The sequence below is a fragment of the Parasphingorhabdus sp. NYA22 genome (genome assembly GCF_976973735.1).
Map to the genome: position 1 here is coordinate 1,724,833 of NZ_OZ333477.1, position 16,494 is coordinate 1,741,326.

The 16,494-nt window shown below is 57.3% G+C and carries 14 protein-coding genes; 13 read left to right on the top strand and 1 reads right to left on the bottom strand.

Annotation, left to right across the window (positions count from 1 at the left end):
* The first annotated feature begins 55 nt into the window (after positions 1-55).
* The 13 genes from ACWFTY_RS08345 to ACWFTY_RS08405 all read left to right on the top strand — a co-directional run bounded on the left by ACWFTY_RS08345 (position 56) and on the right by ACWFTY_RS08405 (position 14,115).
* Complete coding sequence (locus tag ACWFTY_RS08345) at positions 56-742, top strand: hypothetical protein (RefSeq protein ID WP_447526801.1); 687 nt, start codon at positions 56-58, stop codon at positions 740-742.
* Complete coding sequence (gene nuoG / locus ACWFTY_RS08350; RefSeq protein WP_447526802.1) at positions 742-2,757, top strand: NADH-quinone oxidoreductase subunit NuoG; 2,016 nt, start codon at positions 742-744, stop codon at positions 2,755-2,757. The genes ACWFTY_RS08345 and nuoG overlap by 1 nt, the downstream gene beginning before the upstream one ends.
* 220 nt (positions 2,758-2,977) lie before the next feature.
* Positions 2,978-4,036 carry an NADH-quinone oxidoreductase subunit NuoH gene (nuoH, locus tag ACWFTY_RS08355; protein ID WP_447526803.1) on the top strand — a complete coding sequence of 353 codons (1,059 nt, stop codon included), beginning with the start codon at positions 2,978-2,980 and terminating at the stop codon, positions 4,034-4,036.
* The gene (gene nuoI, locus ACWFTY_RS08360) at positions 4,033-4,518 is read left to right on the top strand and encodes an NADH-quinone oxidoreductase subunit NuoI (protein WP_447526804.1); all 486 of its coding nucleotides are present in this window, start codon (positions 4,033-4,035) and stop codon (positions 4,516-4,518) included. Before nuoH ends, nuoI begins: the two co-directional genes overlap by 4 nt.
* Before the next feature lie 136 nt (positions 4,519-4,654).
* Positions 4,655-5,266: an NADH-quinone oxidoreductase subunit J gene (locus ACWFTY_RS08365; RefSeq protein WP_447526805.1), complete on the top strand. Its 612-nt coding sequence runs from the start codon at positions 4,655-4,657 to the stop codon at positions 5,264-5,266.
* Positions 5,263-5,568 (top strand): NADH-quinone oxidoreductase subunit NuoK, encoded by a 306-nt coding sequence (gene nuoK, locus ACWFTY_RS08370; RefSeq protein ID WP_067198924.1) that lies wholly within the window; start codon positions 5,263-5,265, stop codon positions 5,566-5,568. Before ACWFTY_RS08365 ends, nuoK begins: the two co-directional genes overlap by 4 nt.
* Before the next feature lie 115 nt (positions 5,569-5,683).
* A complete protein-coding gene (gene nuoL, locus ACWFTY_RS08375) occupies positions 5,684-7,693 on the top strand; it encodes an NADH-quinone oxidoreductase subunit L (protein ID WP_447526806.1) in 2,010 nt (669 codons plus the stop codon).
* Positions 7,693-9,231, top strand: coding sequence for an NADH-quinone oxidoreductase subunit M (locus ACWFTY_RS08380; protein ID WP_447526807.1), 1,539 nt, complete (start codon positions 7,693-7,695; stop codon positions 9,229-9,231). Before nuoL ends, ACWFTY_RS08380 begins: the two co-directional genes overlap by 1 nt.
* On the top strand, positions 9,231-10,685 hold the full coding sequence (gene nuoN, locus ACWFTY_RS08385; protein WP_447526808.1) for an NADH-quinone oxidoreductase subunit NuoN: 1,455 nt from the start codon (positions 9,231-9,233) through the stop codon (positions 10,683-10,685). Before ACWFTY_RS08380 ends, nuoN begins: the two co-directional genes overlap by 1 nt.
* A gap of 2 nt (positions 10,686-10,687) precedes the next feature.
* Positions 10,688-11,395 carry a biotin--[acetyl-CoA-carboxylase] ligase gene (locus ACWFTY_RS08390; RefSeq protein ID WP_447526865.1) on the top strand — a complete coding sequence of 236 codons (708 nt, stop codon included), beginning with the start codon at positions 10,688-10,690 and terminating at the stop codon, positions 11,393-11,395.
* A gap of 15 nt (positions 11,396-11,410) precedes the next feature.
* Entirely contained in the window at positions 11,411-12,193 is a 783-nt protein-coding gene (locus tag ACWFTY_RS08395) for a type III pantothenate kinase (protein WP_447526809.1), read from the top strand.
* Positions 12,190-13,830: a ribonuclease J gene (locus ACWFTY_RS08400; protein ID WP_447526810.1), complete on the top strand. Its 1,641-nt coding sequence runs from the start codon at positions 12,190-12,192 to the stop codon at positions 13,828-13,830. The genes ACWFTY_RS08395 and ACWFTY_RS08400 overlap by 4 nt, the downstream gene beginning before the upstream one ends.
* 6 nt (positions 13,831-13,836) lie before the next feature.
* Positions 13,837-14,115: a DUF1467 family protein gene (locus ACWFTY_RS08405; RefSeq protein ID WP_447526811.1), complete on the top strand. Its 279-nt coding sequence runs from the start codon at positions 13,837-13,839 to the stop codon at positions 14,113-14,115.
* 10 nt (positions 14,116-14,125) lie between these two features.
* Here ACWFTY_RS08405 and ACWFTY_RS08410 read toward each other — a convergent pair whose 3' ends face one another.
* Complete coding sequence (locus ACWFTY_RS08410; RefSeq protein ID WP_447526812.1) at positions 14,126-16,462, bottom strand: hypothetical protein; 2,337 nt, start codon at positions 16,460-16,462, stop codon at positions 14,126-14,128.
* Positions 16,463-16,494 lie beyond the last annotated feature (32 nt).

The following is a 16,494-nucleotide window of genomic DNA, read 5'->3' on the forward strand; positions in this document are numbered from 1 at the left end:
TATATGACATGGGACATGGCTACCCGATCGGGTCAGCTGTGCCGGAGGCAGCCGCGTGAAACCGGTCTTTGCATTCATACTCGTGGCCATGATGGTAATGGGCGGGGTTGATGACCCGGCCTATGCGCAATCTTCGCAGGCCAGCGAACGACAGGCTGTCACGCATTTCTGGAGATTTGCCAATTGCGTTGCGAAAAATGACCGCCGGCGCGCTGAAGATGTTTTGATTGGTGCGGACAACTCGGACGAAAATGTGAAAATGACAAAGTCGCTCGCCACGAAAAACCGCGGCTGTATCCCTGCTGGATCGGAAATGAAATTTTCCGGGTCACTTTTCAGGGCCGCACTGTCCGGGGCATTGCTGAGCCGCAAATATCGCAACAACGCAGTGGGTGACTATTCTTCTGTCGAACCCCTCTACCGGGTCACGACGTTGGCCGATGGTACGAGTGATGCGGTCGTAAAAGACATCGCCCTGAAGCAGTTTTCCGAATGTGTTTCCCGGATGGCTCCGGCCAAAACGCTCGCGCTTTTTGGCACGAAGCCTTATTCGAACGACGAGGATGCAGCATTCGCATCCCTGCAAGCCGAAATGAGCCACTGTCTGCCGGTTTCCGAAGGCCAGCAATTCGGCTTCACCCGTCTTGAATTGCGAACGCTTCTTGCAGAAGTCGCTTATGAACTGGATATGAAACTGGCTTTGGGAATGAAAGCCACTGAAACAACCGAGGCGCAAAACTAATGCCTAAAGTCACCGTAGATGGCATCGAAATTGAAGTGCCACAGGGCGCTACCGTGCTGCAGGCCGCCGAGCTTGCCGGCAAGGAAATCCCGCGTTTCTGCTACCATGAGCGGCTGTCCATCGCGGGCAACTGCCGCATGTGTCTGGTCGAGGTAAAGCCGGGCCCGCCAAAGCCACAGGCGAGCTGTGCTCTGCCGGCGGCCGAAGGTCAGGAAATCCGTACCGATAGCGAAATGGTCAAGAAGGCGCGCGAAGGGGTGATGGAATTTCTGCTGATCAACCATCCGCTCGACTGCCCGATCTGCGATCAGGGCGGCGAATGCGATCTTCAGGATCAGGCGATGGCCTACGGCAAAGGCGGCTCGCGCTACGAAGAGAATAAGCGCGCGGTTACCGAGAAATATATGGGGCCGATCGTCAAGACGGTGATGACCCGCTGCATCCACTGCACGCGCTGCGTGCGCTTTGCCGAGGAAGTCGCCGGCGTCGAGGAAATCGGTGCTGTTGGTCGCGGCGAAGACATGCAGATCACCTCCTATCTCGAAGGCGCGGTGCACAGCGAATTGTCCGGCAATGTTGTCGATCTTTGCCCGGTCGGCGCGCTGACCAGCAAGCCTTATGCGTTTGAAGCGCGTCCGTGGGAACTGACCAAGACGCTCGGCATCGACGTGATGGACGGCGTTGGCACCAATATCCGCATCGACAGCCGCGGCCGCGAAGTGCTGCGCGCTTTGCCGCGGGTCAATGATGACGTGAACGAGGAGTGGGCGACCGACAAGACCCGCCACGCGATTGACGGACTGATGAAGCGCCGTCTCGACAAGCCTTATGTGCGCAAGAACGGCAAGCTGGAAGAAGCGACCTGGAACGAAGCATTCCAGGCGATTGCCGATGTGAACGCAGGCAGTTCGGTTGCCGCCATCGCCGGCGATCTGGTCGATTGCGAAACCATGTATGCGGCGAAAAAACTGCTCAAGTCGATGAAATCGGACATGCTGGAAGGCCGTCAGACCGGGCTGTCTTATGATGTGTCCAGTCTCGCGGCGGTGAATTTCAACTCTACCATCGCCGGTATCGAGGAAGCGGATGTAATTCTGCTGGTTTCGACCAACCCGCGCTGGGAAGCGTCTCTGGTCAACACCCGCATCCGCAAGGCTGTGCGTCAGGGCGGCGCGAAAGTCTTCGGCATCGGGCCGGAAGCGGACCAGACCTATCCGGTCGAATGGCTGGGTGATGATATGGGGCTGCTGGCGAAACTGCCGAAAGCGGCTGTCGATGCGCTGAAAGGCGCAGAGAAGCCGGCGATCATCCTTGGCGGCGGCGCGCTCAGCGTCGAAGGCGCGCATGGCGCGGCGCTCAAGCTGGCAACAAAATATAAACTGGTCCGCGACGGCTGGAACGGCTTCAACGTCCTGCATATCGGTGCCTCGCGGACCGGCGGGTTGATGCTCGGCTATGCCTATGACGGCGGGATCAAAGCAATAGCGGCGAAGCAGCCGAAATTGCTGTTCTCGCTCGGTGCGGACGAGACCGACTACAGCCTCTTCGAAGGCTGCTATAAAGTCTATATCGGCCATCATGGCGATGCCGGCGCCCATGCGGCGGATGTCATTCTGCCGGGCGCTGCCTATACCGAGAAAAACGGCACATATATCAATCTGGAAGGCCGCGTGCAGCGGTCGAACAAGGCGATATTCGCGCCGGGCGACGCGCGCGAGGACTGGAGCATCTTGCGGGCCCTGTCCGATGTGATGGGCAAGACGTTGCCTTTCGACAGCTTCGCGGAATTGCGCGCGAAAATGGCCAAGGATCATCCCGCGCTGGCGGCCGAAGGCCTGGTGACGCTCGAATGGTCGCCGCCAACCGGCTTGCCCGACAAGCCAAAGGGGCAGGGCGTGCACCCGATCAAGGATTTCTACCTGACCAACAGCATCGCCCGCGCCAGCGCGACGATGCAGCGCTGCTCCGCGGAATTGCTGCATGCCGATGATGAGATGATGGAGGCGGCAGAGTGAATGATTTAACCGCCATTTTTCCTCCCTGTGCGAAGCACGGGGGGCGCAGGGTTGGATTGCCCCCGGCAATCCAAGATCGATCTGGGAGATCGATCGACCCTAAGCCGGACCATACGCAGGATGGTGGAGGGGCGCCGCGCCACCTCACTGCGTTCGGCCCCTCCGTCACGCCTTCGGCGCGCCACCTCCCCATTGCTGCGCAACAGGGAGGAAATATTAGATGACCGAATATCTCCAAACCACCTTCCTTGGCGCAGAGCTCGGCTGGTTCGTTGCCACGCTGGCGCTGATCCTGCTGATCGCGCTGCCGCTGATGCTGGCCGTCGCGATGATTATCTATGTCGACCGGAAAATCTGGGCGGCGATGGCGCTGCGCAAGGGGCCGAACGTGGTTGGCCCCTTTGGCCTGCTGCAAAGTTTTGCCGATGGTCTGAAAGTGTTTCTGCAGGAAACGATCATTCCGTCGAGTGCCAACAAGGGCTTGTTCCTGCTGGCGCCGATCATCACCTTCACCGTGGCCTTGCTCGCCTGGGCGGTGATTCCGTTCGGCGAGGGCATGGTGCTCGCCAATATCAATATCGGCCTGCTCTACATTCTCGCGATCAGTTCGCTGGGCGTCTATGGCGTGGTGATTGCCGGCTGGGCGAGTAACTCCAAATATCCGTTCTTCTCCGCGATGCGTGCTGCCGCGCAGATGATCTCTTATGAAGTCTCGATAGGTTTCATTCTGATAACGGTGGTGCTGTTCGCCGGAACGTTCAATCTTTCCGACATCGTCCGTTCGCAGGAAGGCCATATCTTCGGGCTGATCAATGCTTATGGCTTCAACCCGCTGCTGTTCCCAATGGCGGTGGTGTTCCTGATCGCCTCGATGGCGGAAACCGCACGCCATCCGTTTGACCTGACCGAAGCCGAAAGCGAGCTGGTTGCCGGTTACCAGACCGAATATTCGTCCATGTCCTTCGCTCTGTTCTGGCTGGGCGAATATGCCAATATCCTGCTGATGTGCGCGCTCAACGTCATCCTGTTCTGGGGTGGCTGGCTGCCGCCGCTCGACGTCGACTGGATTCCGTGGTTCGATATTCCGGGCATCATCTGGCTGTTCGGCAAGATGTTCTTTTTCTTCTTCATCTTCAGCTGGGTGATGGCGACCGTACCGCGTTACCGTTATGACCAGCTGATGCGTCTGGGCTGGAAAATATTCCTGCCGCTGAGCCTGCTGTGGGTTGTTCTCGTCAGCGGATATGTGATGATCGACAAGTTTGGATTACCGCTATGAGTATCGCACAAACCATTAAGGCCTTCACCCTGTTCGAATTTATCGGCGCGCATGCTTTGACGCTGAAATATTTCTTCAAGAAGAAGAAAACGATCAACTATCCCTATGAGAAAAACCCGATTTCGCCGCGGTTCCGGGGGGAGCATGCGCTACGTCGCTATCCCAATGGCGAGGAACGCTGCATTGCCTGCAAGCTGTGCGAAGCGGTTTGCCCGGCGCAGGCGATCACGATCGAGGCAGAGCCGCGCGAAGACGGTTCGCGCCGCACCACGCGCTATGACATTGACATGACCAAGTGCATCTATTGCGGTTTCTGTCAGGAAGCCTGCCCGGTCGATGCGATCGTCGAGGGGCCGAATTTCGAATATGCGACGGAAACGCGCGAAGAGCTGATTTACGACAAATCGAAGCTGCTGGAAAATGGCGACAAATGGGAGCGGGCAATCGCGGCAAACCTTGCCGCCGATGCGCCTTATCGGTAATGGGCGTGCGAATTGAAAATCAAAATCCGGCTCCGTTCGTGTCGAGCGAAGTCGAGACACAGGGAAATCACGCAAACGTCTCTCGACTTCGCTCGAGACGAACGGGAAATGTGGACAGGGGCTAAGACAGAATAATATGCAAATATTCGCTTTCTATCTATTCGCATCCATCGTGCTTGCCAGCGGTGCTTTCTGCATCTTTTCGCGCAATCCGGTGCACAGTGTCTTGTGGCTGATCCTGGCATTTTTCAACGCGGCGGGGCTGATGCTGCTGGTCGGCGCGGAATTTATCGCGGCGCTGCTGGTGATCGTCTATGTCGGCGCGGTCGCGGTTTTGTTCCTGTTTGTGGTGATGATGCTCGATATCGATTTTGCCGAACTGCGGGCCGGTTTCATGAAGAACCTGCCGCTCGGCTTGCTGCTGGCTCTGGTGCTGGTGGTGGAAATCATCTTTGGCGTCGGTACCTGGCAATCTGCAGGTATGGGCGAGGCCACCGCTGTGGTCGGCCTGCCGGAAGGCGCGCCGTCGAACATCGAACAGCTGGGCGCTTTGCTCTATACCAAATATGTTTTCCTGTTTGAGGCTGCGGGCATGGTCTTGCTGGTCGCCATGGTCGGCGCGATCGTGCTGACCCACCGCACCCGCGGCGGCGTCCGCAAACAGAATATCGCCGATCAGGTTGCCCGGCGTCCCGAAGACGCGACCCGCAACACACAGCCCGAAGTTGGCAAGGGAGTGGAATTGTGATCGGCATTGAACATTATCTCGTCGTCAGCTCGATCCTGTTCGTGATGGGCATGCTCGGCATATTTCTCAATCGCAAGAATATCATCATCATCTTGATGGCGATCGAATTGATCCTGCTTGCGGTGAATTTGAATTTCGTCGCGTTCAGCGCCTTTCTCGGCGACATGACCGGACAGGTGTTCGCCATGTTCATCCTGACCGTGGCTGCAGGCGAGGCCGCCATCGGGCTGGCCATTCTCGTGATTTACTTCCGTCAGCGCGGCACCATTGCCGTCGATGATGTCAACCGGATGAAGGGGTAGCGCCGGTGAATTTCAATATCGTCATCCCAGCGAAGGCTGGGATCCAACCCAAATCATGTGCTCCCACCATAGGCGGGTTAGGCCCCAGCCTGCGCTGGGGCGACGAGGTTAGTTCGTGAACAACATCACCCTCATAGTATTCCTGCCTTTGCTGGCAGCGATTGTTGCCGGTTTCGGCAATCGGATCATCGGCAATGTGCCGGCCAAAATCGTCACAACGGGCGCATTGTTCGCGTCTTGTGCCTTGAGCTGGCCAGTATTCATCGGCTTCCTGAGCGGAGCCAGCAGCGCCGAAGTCGTTCCGGTTCTGACCTGGATCGTCTCGGGTGACCTGACTTTCGACTGGGCCTTGCGCGTAGATGCGCTGACTGCGGTGATGCTGGTCGTAGTGACCACCGTGTCCGCGCTCGTGCACCTCTATTCATGGGGTTATATGGACGAAGATCCGGATCAGCCGCGCTTCTTCGCCTATCTGTCGCTGTTTACCTTTGCCATGTTGATGCTGGTGACCGCCAATAATCTGGTCCAGATGTTCTTTGGCTGGGAAGGCGTCGGCCTCGCATCCTATCTGCTGATCGGTTTCTGGTTCAAGAAACCGAGCGCCAATGCTGCCGCGATCAAGGCTTTTGTCGTCAACCGCGTCGGTGACCTTGGCTTCATGCTGGGGATTTTCGCTACGTTCCTGGTCTTCGGGACCGTATCCATTCCCGAAATCCTCGAAGCCGCACCGGGCATGGCGGGTTCGTCCATTACTTTTGCCGGCATGCGTCTCGATACGATGACCATAATCTGTCTGCTGCTGTTCATCGGCGCGATGGGCAAGTCGGCTCAGCTTGGTCTGCACACATGGCTGCCCGACGCGATGGAAGGGCCGACACCGGTTTCCGCCCTGATCCACGCCGCCACTATGGTTACCGCAGGCGTATTCATGGTCTGCCGTCTGTCACCGATGTTCGAAACCAGCCCGGTTGCCTTGATGGTTGTGACCATCGTCGGCGCTTCGACCGCGATATTCGCGGCCACGGTCGGTCTGGTCCAGCATGATATCAAACGCGTGATCGCTTATTCTACCTGTTCGCAGCTCGGCTATATGTTCTTCGCCGCCGGCGTTGGCGCTTATAGCGCTGCGATGTTCCATCTGTTCACCCACGCTTTTTTCAAGGCGCTTCTGTTCCTTGGTGCCGGTTCGGTGATCCACGCGATGCACCACGAGCAGGACATGCGCTATTATGGCGGCCTGCGGAAAGAAATCCCGTTGACCTTCTGGGCGATGATGGCCGGCACGCTGGCGATTACCGGCGTCGGTATTGTCGGGCTCGGCGGCTTTGCCGGTTTCTATTCCAAGGACGCGATTATCGAGGTCGCTTTTGCCAGCGGTACCGAAGTCGGCCAGTTTGCTTTCTTCATCGGCGTTCTCGCGGCTCTGCTGACCAGCTTCTACAGCTGGCGGCTGATGTTCCTGACCTTCTCGGGCACACCGCGCTGGATCCAGTCCGAGCATATCCAGCATAGCGTCCACAAAACACCCGAGGAAGCCGGAGCCGATCAGACCGGCGGCTATCACCCGCATGAAAGTCCGCTTACGATGCTTATCCCTCTTGGCGTTTTGGCCACCGGTGCGGTTTTCGCCGGCTTCCTGTTCCACAATCAATTTGTCGAAGCAGCCGAGGGTGCAGCCTTCTGGGCCGGAAGTCTGGCCTTTGACGAGCATCTGATGCACGAAATTCACAATGTTCCGATGTGGGTGAAATTGTCCTCGACCGTCGCGATGCTGACCGGTCTGGGCACTGCCATCTTCATGTATTTCTTTGGCAAGGACCGTCCGGCGCGTCTGGCCGCGACATTCAGCCCGCTCTACCAGTTCTTTTTCAACAAATGGTATTTCGACGAGCTGTACAACCTGATCTTCATCCGCCCGGCTTTCTGGCTGGGCCGGAAATTCTGGAAGACCGGTGACGAAGGCATGATTGATCGCTTCGGTCCCAACGGCATCGCTTCGGTCGTCGCCAGCGGCTCCGGCGTGATGAAACGCTTCCAGAGCGGATATCTTTATACTTACGCCCTCGTCATGCTGCTTGGCTTAGCCGCCGCCGCGACCTGGATTATCGTGCAGGGAGCCAGCTAATGAACCAGCTTGATTTCCCGATCCTGTCCCTGATGATGGGGCTGCCCATGCTGGCAGCGATTATTTGCCTGTTCCTCAACGCGCAGACGGCGCGCTGGCTGGCGCTGGTGACGACGCTGGTGCTGTTCGGTCTCGGCGTTGTTCTCTGGGCCAATTACGATATTGGCGGTCCGCAGTGGCAATATGTCGAACGGGCCGACCTGTTCGGCAGTTTTGCATGGGCGCTGGGTATCGACGGCATCTCCATGCTGCTGATCATGCTCACCGTCTTCCTGATGCCGATCTGTATCGGCGCGAGCTGGGAGTCGATCCAGACTCGGGTCGGCGAATATATGGCGGCCTTCCTGTTCATGGAAGTGCTGATGATCGGCGTGTTCGCTGCGCAGGATATCTTCCTGTTCTATATTTTGTTCGAAGCTGGCCTGATCCCGATGTATCTGATCATCGGTATCTGGGGCGGAGCCAACCGGATTTACGCCAGCTATAAATTCTTCCTCTACACCTTGCTCGGTTCGGTGGTGATGCTGGTTGCGATGCTGTGGATGGTACAGGATGCCGGAACCAGCGATATTCCGACCCTGCTCAACTATGATTTTGCGCCCGAGGCACAGACATGGCTGTGGCTGGCTTTCTTTGCCAGCTTCGCGGTCAAGATGCCGATGTGGCCGTTTCATACCTGGTTGCCGGATGCCCATGTTCAGGCGCCAACTGCCGGTTCGGTTATTCTGGCTGGCGTGCTGCTGAAAATGGGTGGCTACGGCTTCCTGCGTTTCTCGCTGCCGATGTTCCCGGAAGCGTCCGAGCAATTCATCTGGCTGATCTTCGGCCTGTCGATGGTTGCCGTGATCTACACCTCGCTGGTGGCGCTGGTGCAGCAGGATATGAAGAAGCTTATCGCTTATTCATCCGTCGCCCATATGGCGATCGTGACGCTCGGCCTGTTCGCGTTTAACCGGCAGGGTATCGAGGGTTCGATCATCGTGATGCTGAGCCATGGTCTGGTATCCGCTGCGCTCTTCCTCTGCGTCGGCGTGATTTACGACCGTCTGCACACGCGGGAAATCAGCCGCTACGGCGGACTGGCGATCAATATGCCGAAATATGCGATCCTGTTCCTGCTGTTCACCATGGCCTCGATCGGCCTGCCGGGCACCAGCGGTTTCGTCGGCGAATTTCTCTCGCTGGTCGGCCTCTACGAGGTCAACAGCTGGGTCACGCTTGTCGCGACAACGGGGATCATCCTCGGCGCAGGCTATATGCTCTATCTTTATCGCCGGGTTGCATTCGGTGAACTTGTCCACGAGGATGTCAAAGCGATGCCGGATCTGTCTGCACGGGAAATGGCGCTGCTCGCGCCGATCGCCGCTGCTGTGATGTGGATGGGTGTCTATCCCGAAAGCTTCATGGCGCCGATCCGCGGTGACGTCGGCGCGCTGGTTGCGCGCATCGACCGCGCTGCCCCTGAAGGCGACGCACATCTCAAAATGGGTGAGGCGAAAGCCGTCGCCAAAGACCATGCCCAAGGGGAGGCACACTGATGGATATCGGAAATTCCCTTTATCTGGTTTCGCCGGAAGTCTTTCTGACGGTTTCCAGCCTGATCCTTTTGCTGATCGCCGCCTGGGGTGGCGAAAAATCGGCGCGCCTAGTTACGATATTGTCGGCAGCGGCGCTGTTCGGCGCTTCGATCCTGCTGATGGTGCTGGCCCATATGCCCGAATTCAAGGACGGTGCATCCGCATTCAGCGACCAATATCGTATGGATGCGTTCGGTAGTGCAGCGAAATTCCTGATCTATATCGCGGCGATCATATCTCTGATGATTGCGCCGCGTTTCTTTCAGGCCGGCGGTAAATATCGCCCGGAATATGCGGTTCTGATCCTGTTCGCCTGTGTCGGCATGGGCATGATGGTGTCGGCAACCGACATGATGACGCTGTATATCGGTCTCGAACTGAACAGCCTCTCGGCCTATGTTCTGGCCAGCTTCATCCGCACCGACGTGCGGTCGTCCGAAGCCGGTCTGAAATATTTCGTTCTCGGCGCACTGGCGAGCGGTATGCTGCTGTTCGGTATTTCTCTGGTCTATGGCTTTGCCGGTTCCACCAGCTTCGCGGTGATCGGCGAAACGCTGAGCGGTGATCTCTCGACCGGCCCACTGATCGGGCTGGTTCTGGTGCTCTCGGGTCTCGCATTCAAGATCAGCGCCGTACCGTTCCACATGTGGACGCCCGACGTTTACGAAGGCGCGCCGACACCGGTTAGCGCCTTCTTTGCCAGTGCTCCTAAAGTGGCCGCTGTTGCCCTGACGGCACGGGTAATTATCGAGGCCTTTGGCGGCCAGACATCGGCCTGGCAGCAGATCATCGTGTTCGTCGCTCTGGCTTCGATCATCCTCGGCGCGGTTGCCGCGATCGGACAGCAGAATATCAAGCGCCTGCTGGCCTATAGTTCGATCAACAATGTCGGCTTCATGCTCATCGGCCTTGCCACCGGTACTGCGCAGGGCATCTCGGCGATGATGTTCTATCTGGTCGTCTATGTCGCGATGACGCTCGGCAGCTTTGTCTGCGTGCTCGAGATGCGCGACAAGGATGGCAAGCCGCTGGAAAGCCTCTCCAGTCTGGCTGGTCTGTCGCAGACACGTCCCGGTCTTGCTGCCGCATTCGCGGTCTTCATGTTCTCGCTAGCCGGTATCCCGCCCTTGTTCGGTTTCTGGGGCAAGTTCCTGGTCTTTGATGCGGCCGTAGCCGCAGGCATGTTACCGCTCGCGGTAATCGGTATCGCTGCCTCGGTGATCGGTGCCTTCTACTATATCAAGGTCGTCAAGATCATCTATTTCGATGATCCTGCCGGCGAGATCGTAGCGACGGGGCACAAGACCGAAAACGGCCTGATTGCACTTCTGGCGCTTTTCGTATCTCCGCTAGGCTATCTGGCGATACCGTTCATGGCGCCGATAACCGACGCTGCTGCGGCGTCGCTTTTCTGACTATATTCGTAGAGACTGTTGCCGAAACCGCATCGACCAATGCGGACCTGAAGGCGCTGTCTCTTGCCGGCAGTGCACCGGAAGGTTTTTGGCTGCGGGCCGAGAAACAGACGGGCGGGGTAGGGCGCCGGGGCCGCAAATGGGAGAGTCCGCAAGGCAATCTGTTTTGCAGCACAGTGGTCGATATTCGGCCGTCTGATCCAGCGCCTTCCTCCTTGTCCTTTGTCGCCGGACTGGCCGTCCATGCGGCCATTCGATCCTTCTTGCCCGATGTGCCGATGCTGCTCAAATGGCCGAACGACGTGCTCGTATCGGAGGCCAAGATCTGCGGCATATTGCTTGAACGGGTAAAAGAACAGGTTGTGGTCGGTATCGGCGTGAATATTGCCGAAGCCCCTCAGGTGGAAGGAAGGTCGGTGACCAGCATGGCAGCGGAAGGCGCTGACGTGGACGCTGCCGGCTTTCTCGATCGGTTGACCGGTGGATTCGAGTCATGGCTGCGCGTATGGCGCGATGCCGGCCTGACCCATATATTGGAACAGTGGCAGAGCCTGGCGCATCCGGTCGGTATGGCGGTGACGACAAGCGACGATGGCGGCGAGAAAATCACCGGAGAATTCGCCGGCCTGCATGCGGACGGTGCGCTGCGCTTGAGAAAAACCGACGGAACGCTTATCGAAATACGCGCTGGTGACATTTCAATCGGATAGAAAGACGATTCGCCCATGCTTTTGGCCATAGACGCTGGAAATACCAATGTTGTCTTCGCCCTCTTCGACGGCGATGACATTCGTGCGCGCTGGCGGATCGCCACTGACGCGCGGCGCACTGCCGACGAATATGTCGTCTGGCTGAGGCAGCTGCTCGAGCTAGAAGGACTGGAACTGAGCGTAGTCGATGCGGTAATCATTGGTACGGTTGTACCGCGGGCGCTGCATAATCTGACAGTATTGTCGGAAAAATATTTTGGCGTCACCCCGCTGGTCGCCGGTCGTGGCGCAGCCGAATGGGGCGTCGCGCTCGACGTGGAACAACCCGATAGCGTAGGGGCCGACCGCGTGCTCAACGTGATCGCGGCGCATCAGAAATATAAGCAGGATATCGTCATCATAGATTTCGGTACTGCCACCACCTTTGATGTCGCCGACTATGAAGGCGCCTATAAGGGCGGTATCATCGCGCCCGGGATCAATCTTTCACTCGATGCGCTTGTCGGAAAAACTGCACAATTGCCACGTATTGCGCTAGAGTCCCCTGAAGACGACAATGTGATTGGCACGACGACCGAAAGCCAGATGCTGATCGGCATTTTCTGGGGCTATGTCGCGATGATCGAAGGGCTGGTAGCGCGTACCAAAACGCAAATCGGACGCCCGACCAAGATCATCGCTACCGGCGGATTAGCCGTATTATTTGACGAACATACAGATGTATTTGACCATCTGGAATCGGACCTGACACTTCAGGGCCTGCATTTCCTCTATCAGCGAGCAACAAACGCTTCATGACAAAACCTAAAAAAGAACTTCTCTTCCTGGCCCTTGGCGGGTCGGGCGAAATCGGCATGAATGTCAATCTCTACGGCTGTGACGGCAAGTGGGTGATGGTCGATCTCGGCATGACCTTTGCTGACCCGAGCTATCCCGGCATTGACCTGATCCTTCCCGATCTCGAATTTATCGAGAAGCACCGGAAAGATCTGCTCGGCATCGTGCTGACCCACGGACATGAAGATCATATCGGCGCGGTCCCTTATTTCGCCGCTGATCTTGATGTTCCGCTGTTCGCGACCCCGTTCACGGCGGGCCTGATCCGTCGCAAGCTGGAAGAAGTCGGCCTGCAGAATGATGTAGAACTCAATATCATTCCCAATGAAGGCAGTTTTGATCTCGGACCGTTCGGCTTCCGCTATCTGCCGATCGCCCACTCTATTGCCGAAGGCAATGCGATGCTGATCGACACGCCTTATGGCCGGATTTTCCACACCGGTGACTGGAAGCTGGATGACGAGCCTGTACTCGGTGTCCCGTCTTCACCGGAAACGCTAAAGAAGATTGGTGACGATGGCATCCTCGCTATGGTTTGCGATTCGACCAATGTCTTCAACGACAAGGCATCCGGTTCGGAAGGCGAAGTCCGTCGCAATCTGATGCGGGTGGTCGACGAAATCGACACCCGCGTTGTGGTGACTACTTTCGCATCCAATGCCGCACGGCTCCAGACTTTGGGCGAGGTTGCCATTCAAGCGGGCCGCAAGCTCTGTGTTGCCGGACGTTCGCTCGACCGCATCATCGAGAATTGTCGCGAAAACGGCTATCTCAAGGATTTCCCGCCGACAATCGATTTTCAGGAAGCGATGAGCCTGCCACGCGGCGATGTGATGATCATTGCAACCGGTGGTCAGGGTGAAGCAAGAGCGGCTCTCGGGCGGATTGCCGGCGATAGCCACCAGATCAAATTGTCCGAAGGCGATCATGTGCTCTTCTCGTCCAAGCAGATCCCGGGCAACGAAATTGCCATCGGCCGGATCCAGAACCAGCTGGCGGCCAAGGGTGTCGTCATGATCACCGAGCGGCAGGAGCATATCCATGTTTCGGGCCATCCCGGACAGCCGGAACTGGCGCAAATGTACGAATGGATCAAACCGGAAATACTGGTGCCGGTCCATGGCGAGATCCGCCACATGAAAACCCAGGTCGCTTTCGGGCTGGAGCAGGGCATTCCAAAAGCGATATTCCAGCAGAATGGCGACGTTGTGCGTCTGGCGCCCAATGGACCGAAAATAGTGGGGCAGGAACGCACCGGACGGCTTGTCGTTGACGGCGACGTGATAATCCCTGCCGACGGCAGAACCCTGAATGACCGCCGCAAGACAGCCCATAACGGAATGATCTCCGTTGCTATCGGTCTCGACCACAAGGGCAATATCTTTGGACAGCCGGTGCTGAAAATGCATGGCGTACCGCTCGAGGAAGACGAAGAGGATTTCCTCGACGAGGTAGTCGACAAGATTGTCGGCAAATATTCCAAACCGGTTGGCGATATCGACAAGTTCAATGAAGCGATCCGCTTGCTCGTCCGTCGCAGTGCGACCGAGTGGACGGGCAAGAAACCCATCGTTTCGGTGCTCACAGTGGAGGCCTAGCAGGTCATGCAACTCTACTCCGTCTTCGCGATCTATGTATTATTCTGGGTGACCGCCGCGTTCATCATCCTGCCAATCGGGATTCGCAGTCACCATGAAACCGGCGAAGAAATGGTGAAGGGGCAATCGGACGGCGCGCCGGCAAATTTCCGTCCCTTGCGGGTATTATTGCTTACGACTCTGCTCGCAACAGCTGGATTTGCCCTATTCTATCTCAACTATGTCTATGGCTGGATCAGCATCGACACGATTGATTTCTTCGATAGCCGGAAACGGATGGGCTAGGCACCTGACGCTAGTTGCGCAGGCGCTCGATCGCCTGAGCCAGCGCGACATAAAGCTTGCCGACGTCCGATGACAGCAGGGTCACGCTGATCGCACTGCCGTCCCGGGTAGCCAATACGCCGCGCAGCATCGCTTCGAAATCATGGATATAGCGGTTCACATGCTCGCGGAATTCGTCATTGCCTGAATATTGCGCGAGGATTTCGCGGACTTCTCTATTGTCGAGCAAACGAACCGCCCGCCGGGTGAAGATACCGCGATCGCCTTTCAGATAGGCAGCCCACTCGGTGTCGGTAACATCGTTCGACAGAATCTTGCCGACATCGATCGAGATGGAATTGAGCGATTCGGTCAACTGCGCCACCCGCCGGGTGAAATTTTCGTCGCTGCTTTGCTCGGCCTTTTCCTTGGCGAACAGGATGCGCTGCTCCAGCTTCGTCGTCATATCCTCGATTGCCGCCAGTTGATCGGTGAGATGGGCCGCGGTGGACTGGGTGGTCACAACCGCGCTTGATACCGCCTGTTCCAGTTTAGGCGCAATAGAGGCGATCTTGTCATCGATAATCCGGTTCAGCGCTTCTTCGCTCATCTTTTCGAATTTTTGCGTCGAGCCGGCGATAGAATTTTCAAGCGCCTGGCGCGAATGTTCTGAAGCCTGTTTGGCGGTGTCCTTGACCCGCAACAGCGCGCTGATCATCTTCTCGCCAGCGCTTTCGGCCAATGATTCATTCTGCTCGCGCACGGCCTCGATGGCTTTTGAAATATCGTCAATCTGCTGGACGATCGACTTGCTCGCGTCGTCGCCCTTGTCGCGCAATTTGCCAAGCTGTTCCTGCTGCTTGGTGATCGAATGGTCGGTCTGCGCAACCTGTTGCGCCACTCTGCCGGCGTCTTCCTGCGCCTTGCGGGCTTCGCGGGCAATCTGGCCATAAAGTGCCAGACTTTCCTGTGATTTCTCCGATACCCGTTCGAAAGCCGTGGGCAGGGTCTCGTCCATTTCCCGGGCACTGCTGTCGAGCGCGACCAGCAGTCTCTCCATCCGCTCGATCATGCCATCGGCGACGCCATAGCCTTTTTCAAGCGACTGCTGCAGAGCTTCGCTATTCTGCTCCATCGCGGTCATGGCAAAGGCCAGCTTGGCTGTCTTGTCGCCGCTGTCATTGTCGAGCTTCGTGAGATTTTCTGCTATCTCGGAGATATTCTGATTGAGCGTCTCGGCCAGCGCTTTCAGCCGCACTTCTTCCCCGTCAGCAATTTGTCCGGCGCTTGCCAGCGCTGTTTCCAGCGCGTCCAGATCGGCCCGCATCGCTGTGGTCGAGTCCGAAGCTTCAGTGGCGAGCCGCGCCCGTGTCTTGTGGATGGTTTCAACGGTTTCTGATGTGGTTTTCCGCAACAGGGCCGACAGCTGGTCCGATCCGGCCTCGGCTTCCTGCAATTGTTCTGTCAGGCTGGCCTTGATCCGCTCGGCTTCAACGGCAAGATTTTCGACCGACAGGGTCGATTTATTGGTCAGGGCGGTGAGGCTATGCTCGGCCGTCGTGCCAACTTCGCCGATTTTCTTGAGCGTGGATACCATTGCCGCCATTTCTGTCTGGGCGGTGCGTCCGGCATTGCCGATCTGGTTGGTCACGTCCTTGGCGGTGTTGATCACCACCGGCAAATGTTCGCGCAACTGCTCGAGATTCTTATAGGCGGCACCGCCGACATCATCCAGCTTCTGCATCTTGCCAAGACCGTCTTCCAGAGATTTCCGGATCAGGCCGGCGGCTGTGGTCAGCTTGCCGGAAGACTGGTCTCCGAGAAACTCGAGTTCCCGACTTTCCTGGCTCAGAAATTCGCGGGCGACGCTCAGTTCATTGTTGACCGTCTTCAACCGGGTTTCGAGCAATTCGGACTCGGTGCGCAGCGAAAGGCCGACATCGGCAAAGCGACCGGCTTCACGGGTGCTGTTACGCATGTACAGCAGATAGGCAATTCCGAGCGTGGCGACCGGCAGGCACCATTGGGTCAGCAGGTCGATCCCGGCCTTGGGCGTGACCATTGTTGTAAAAATGTCGCGGTTGGCCCAGAGGAAAAATCCGGTCCAGCAGACCCCGGCAATGGCTAACAACAGCAGCGGGATGAAGCGGGAACGGGCAGGGGCAGAGGCAAGATCATCGGCATAATGATTCCAGTCATCTTCCGACGAACCATCACTATTTTGCTGATTTTCTTCGGAAAAATCATGCTCTTCCGATGCCCGGTCGAGCGCTTCGCTTTCCACGCTCGTGGTTGTTGTTGTCTGGTCCTCGTCGGTATTTTCGTCCCGACCGCGCCACATCCCGATTATCTTAGATTCACCTGCCATGGGACTATTTAACACAATATCAGATCATAGAA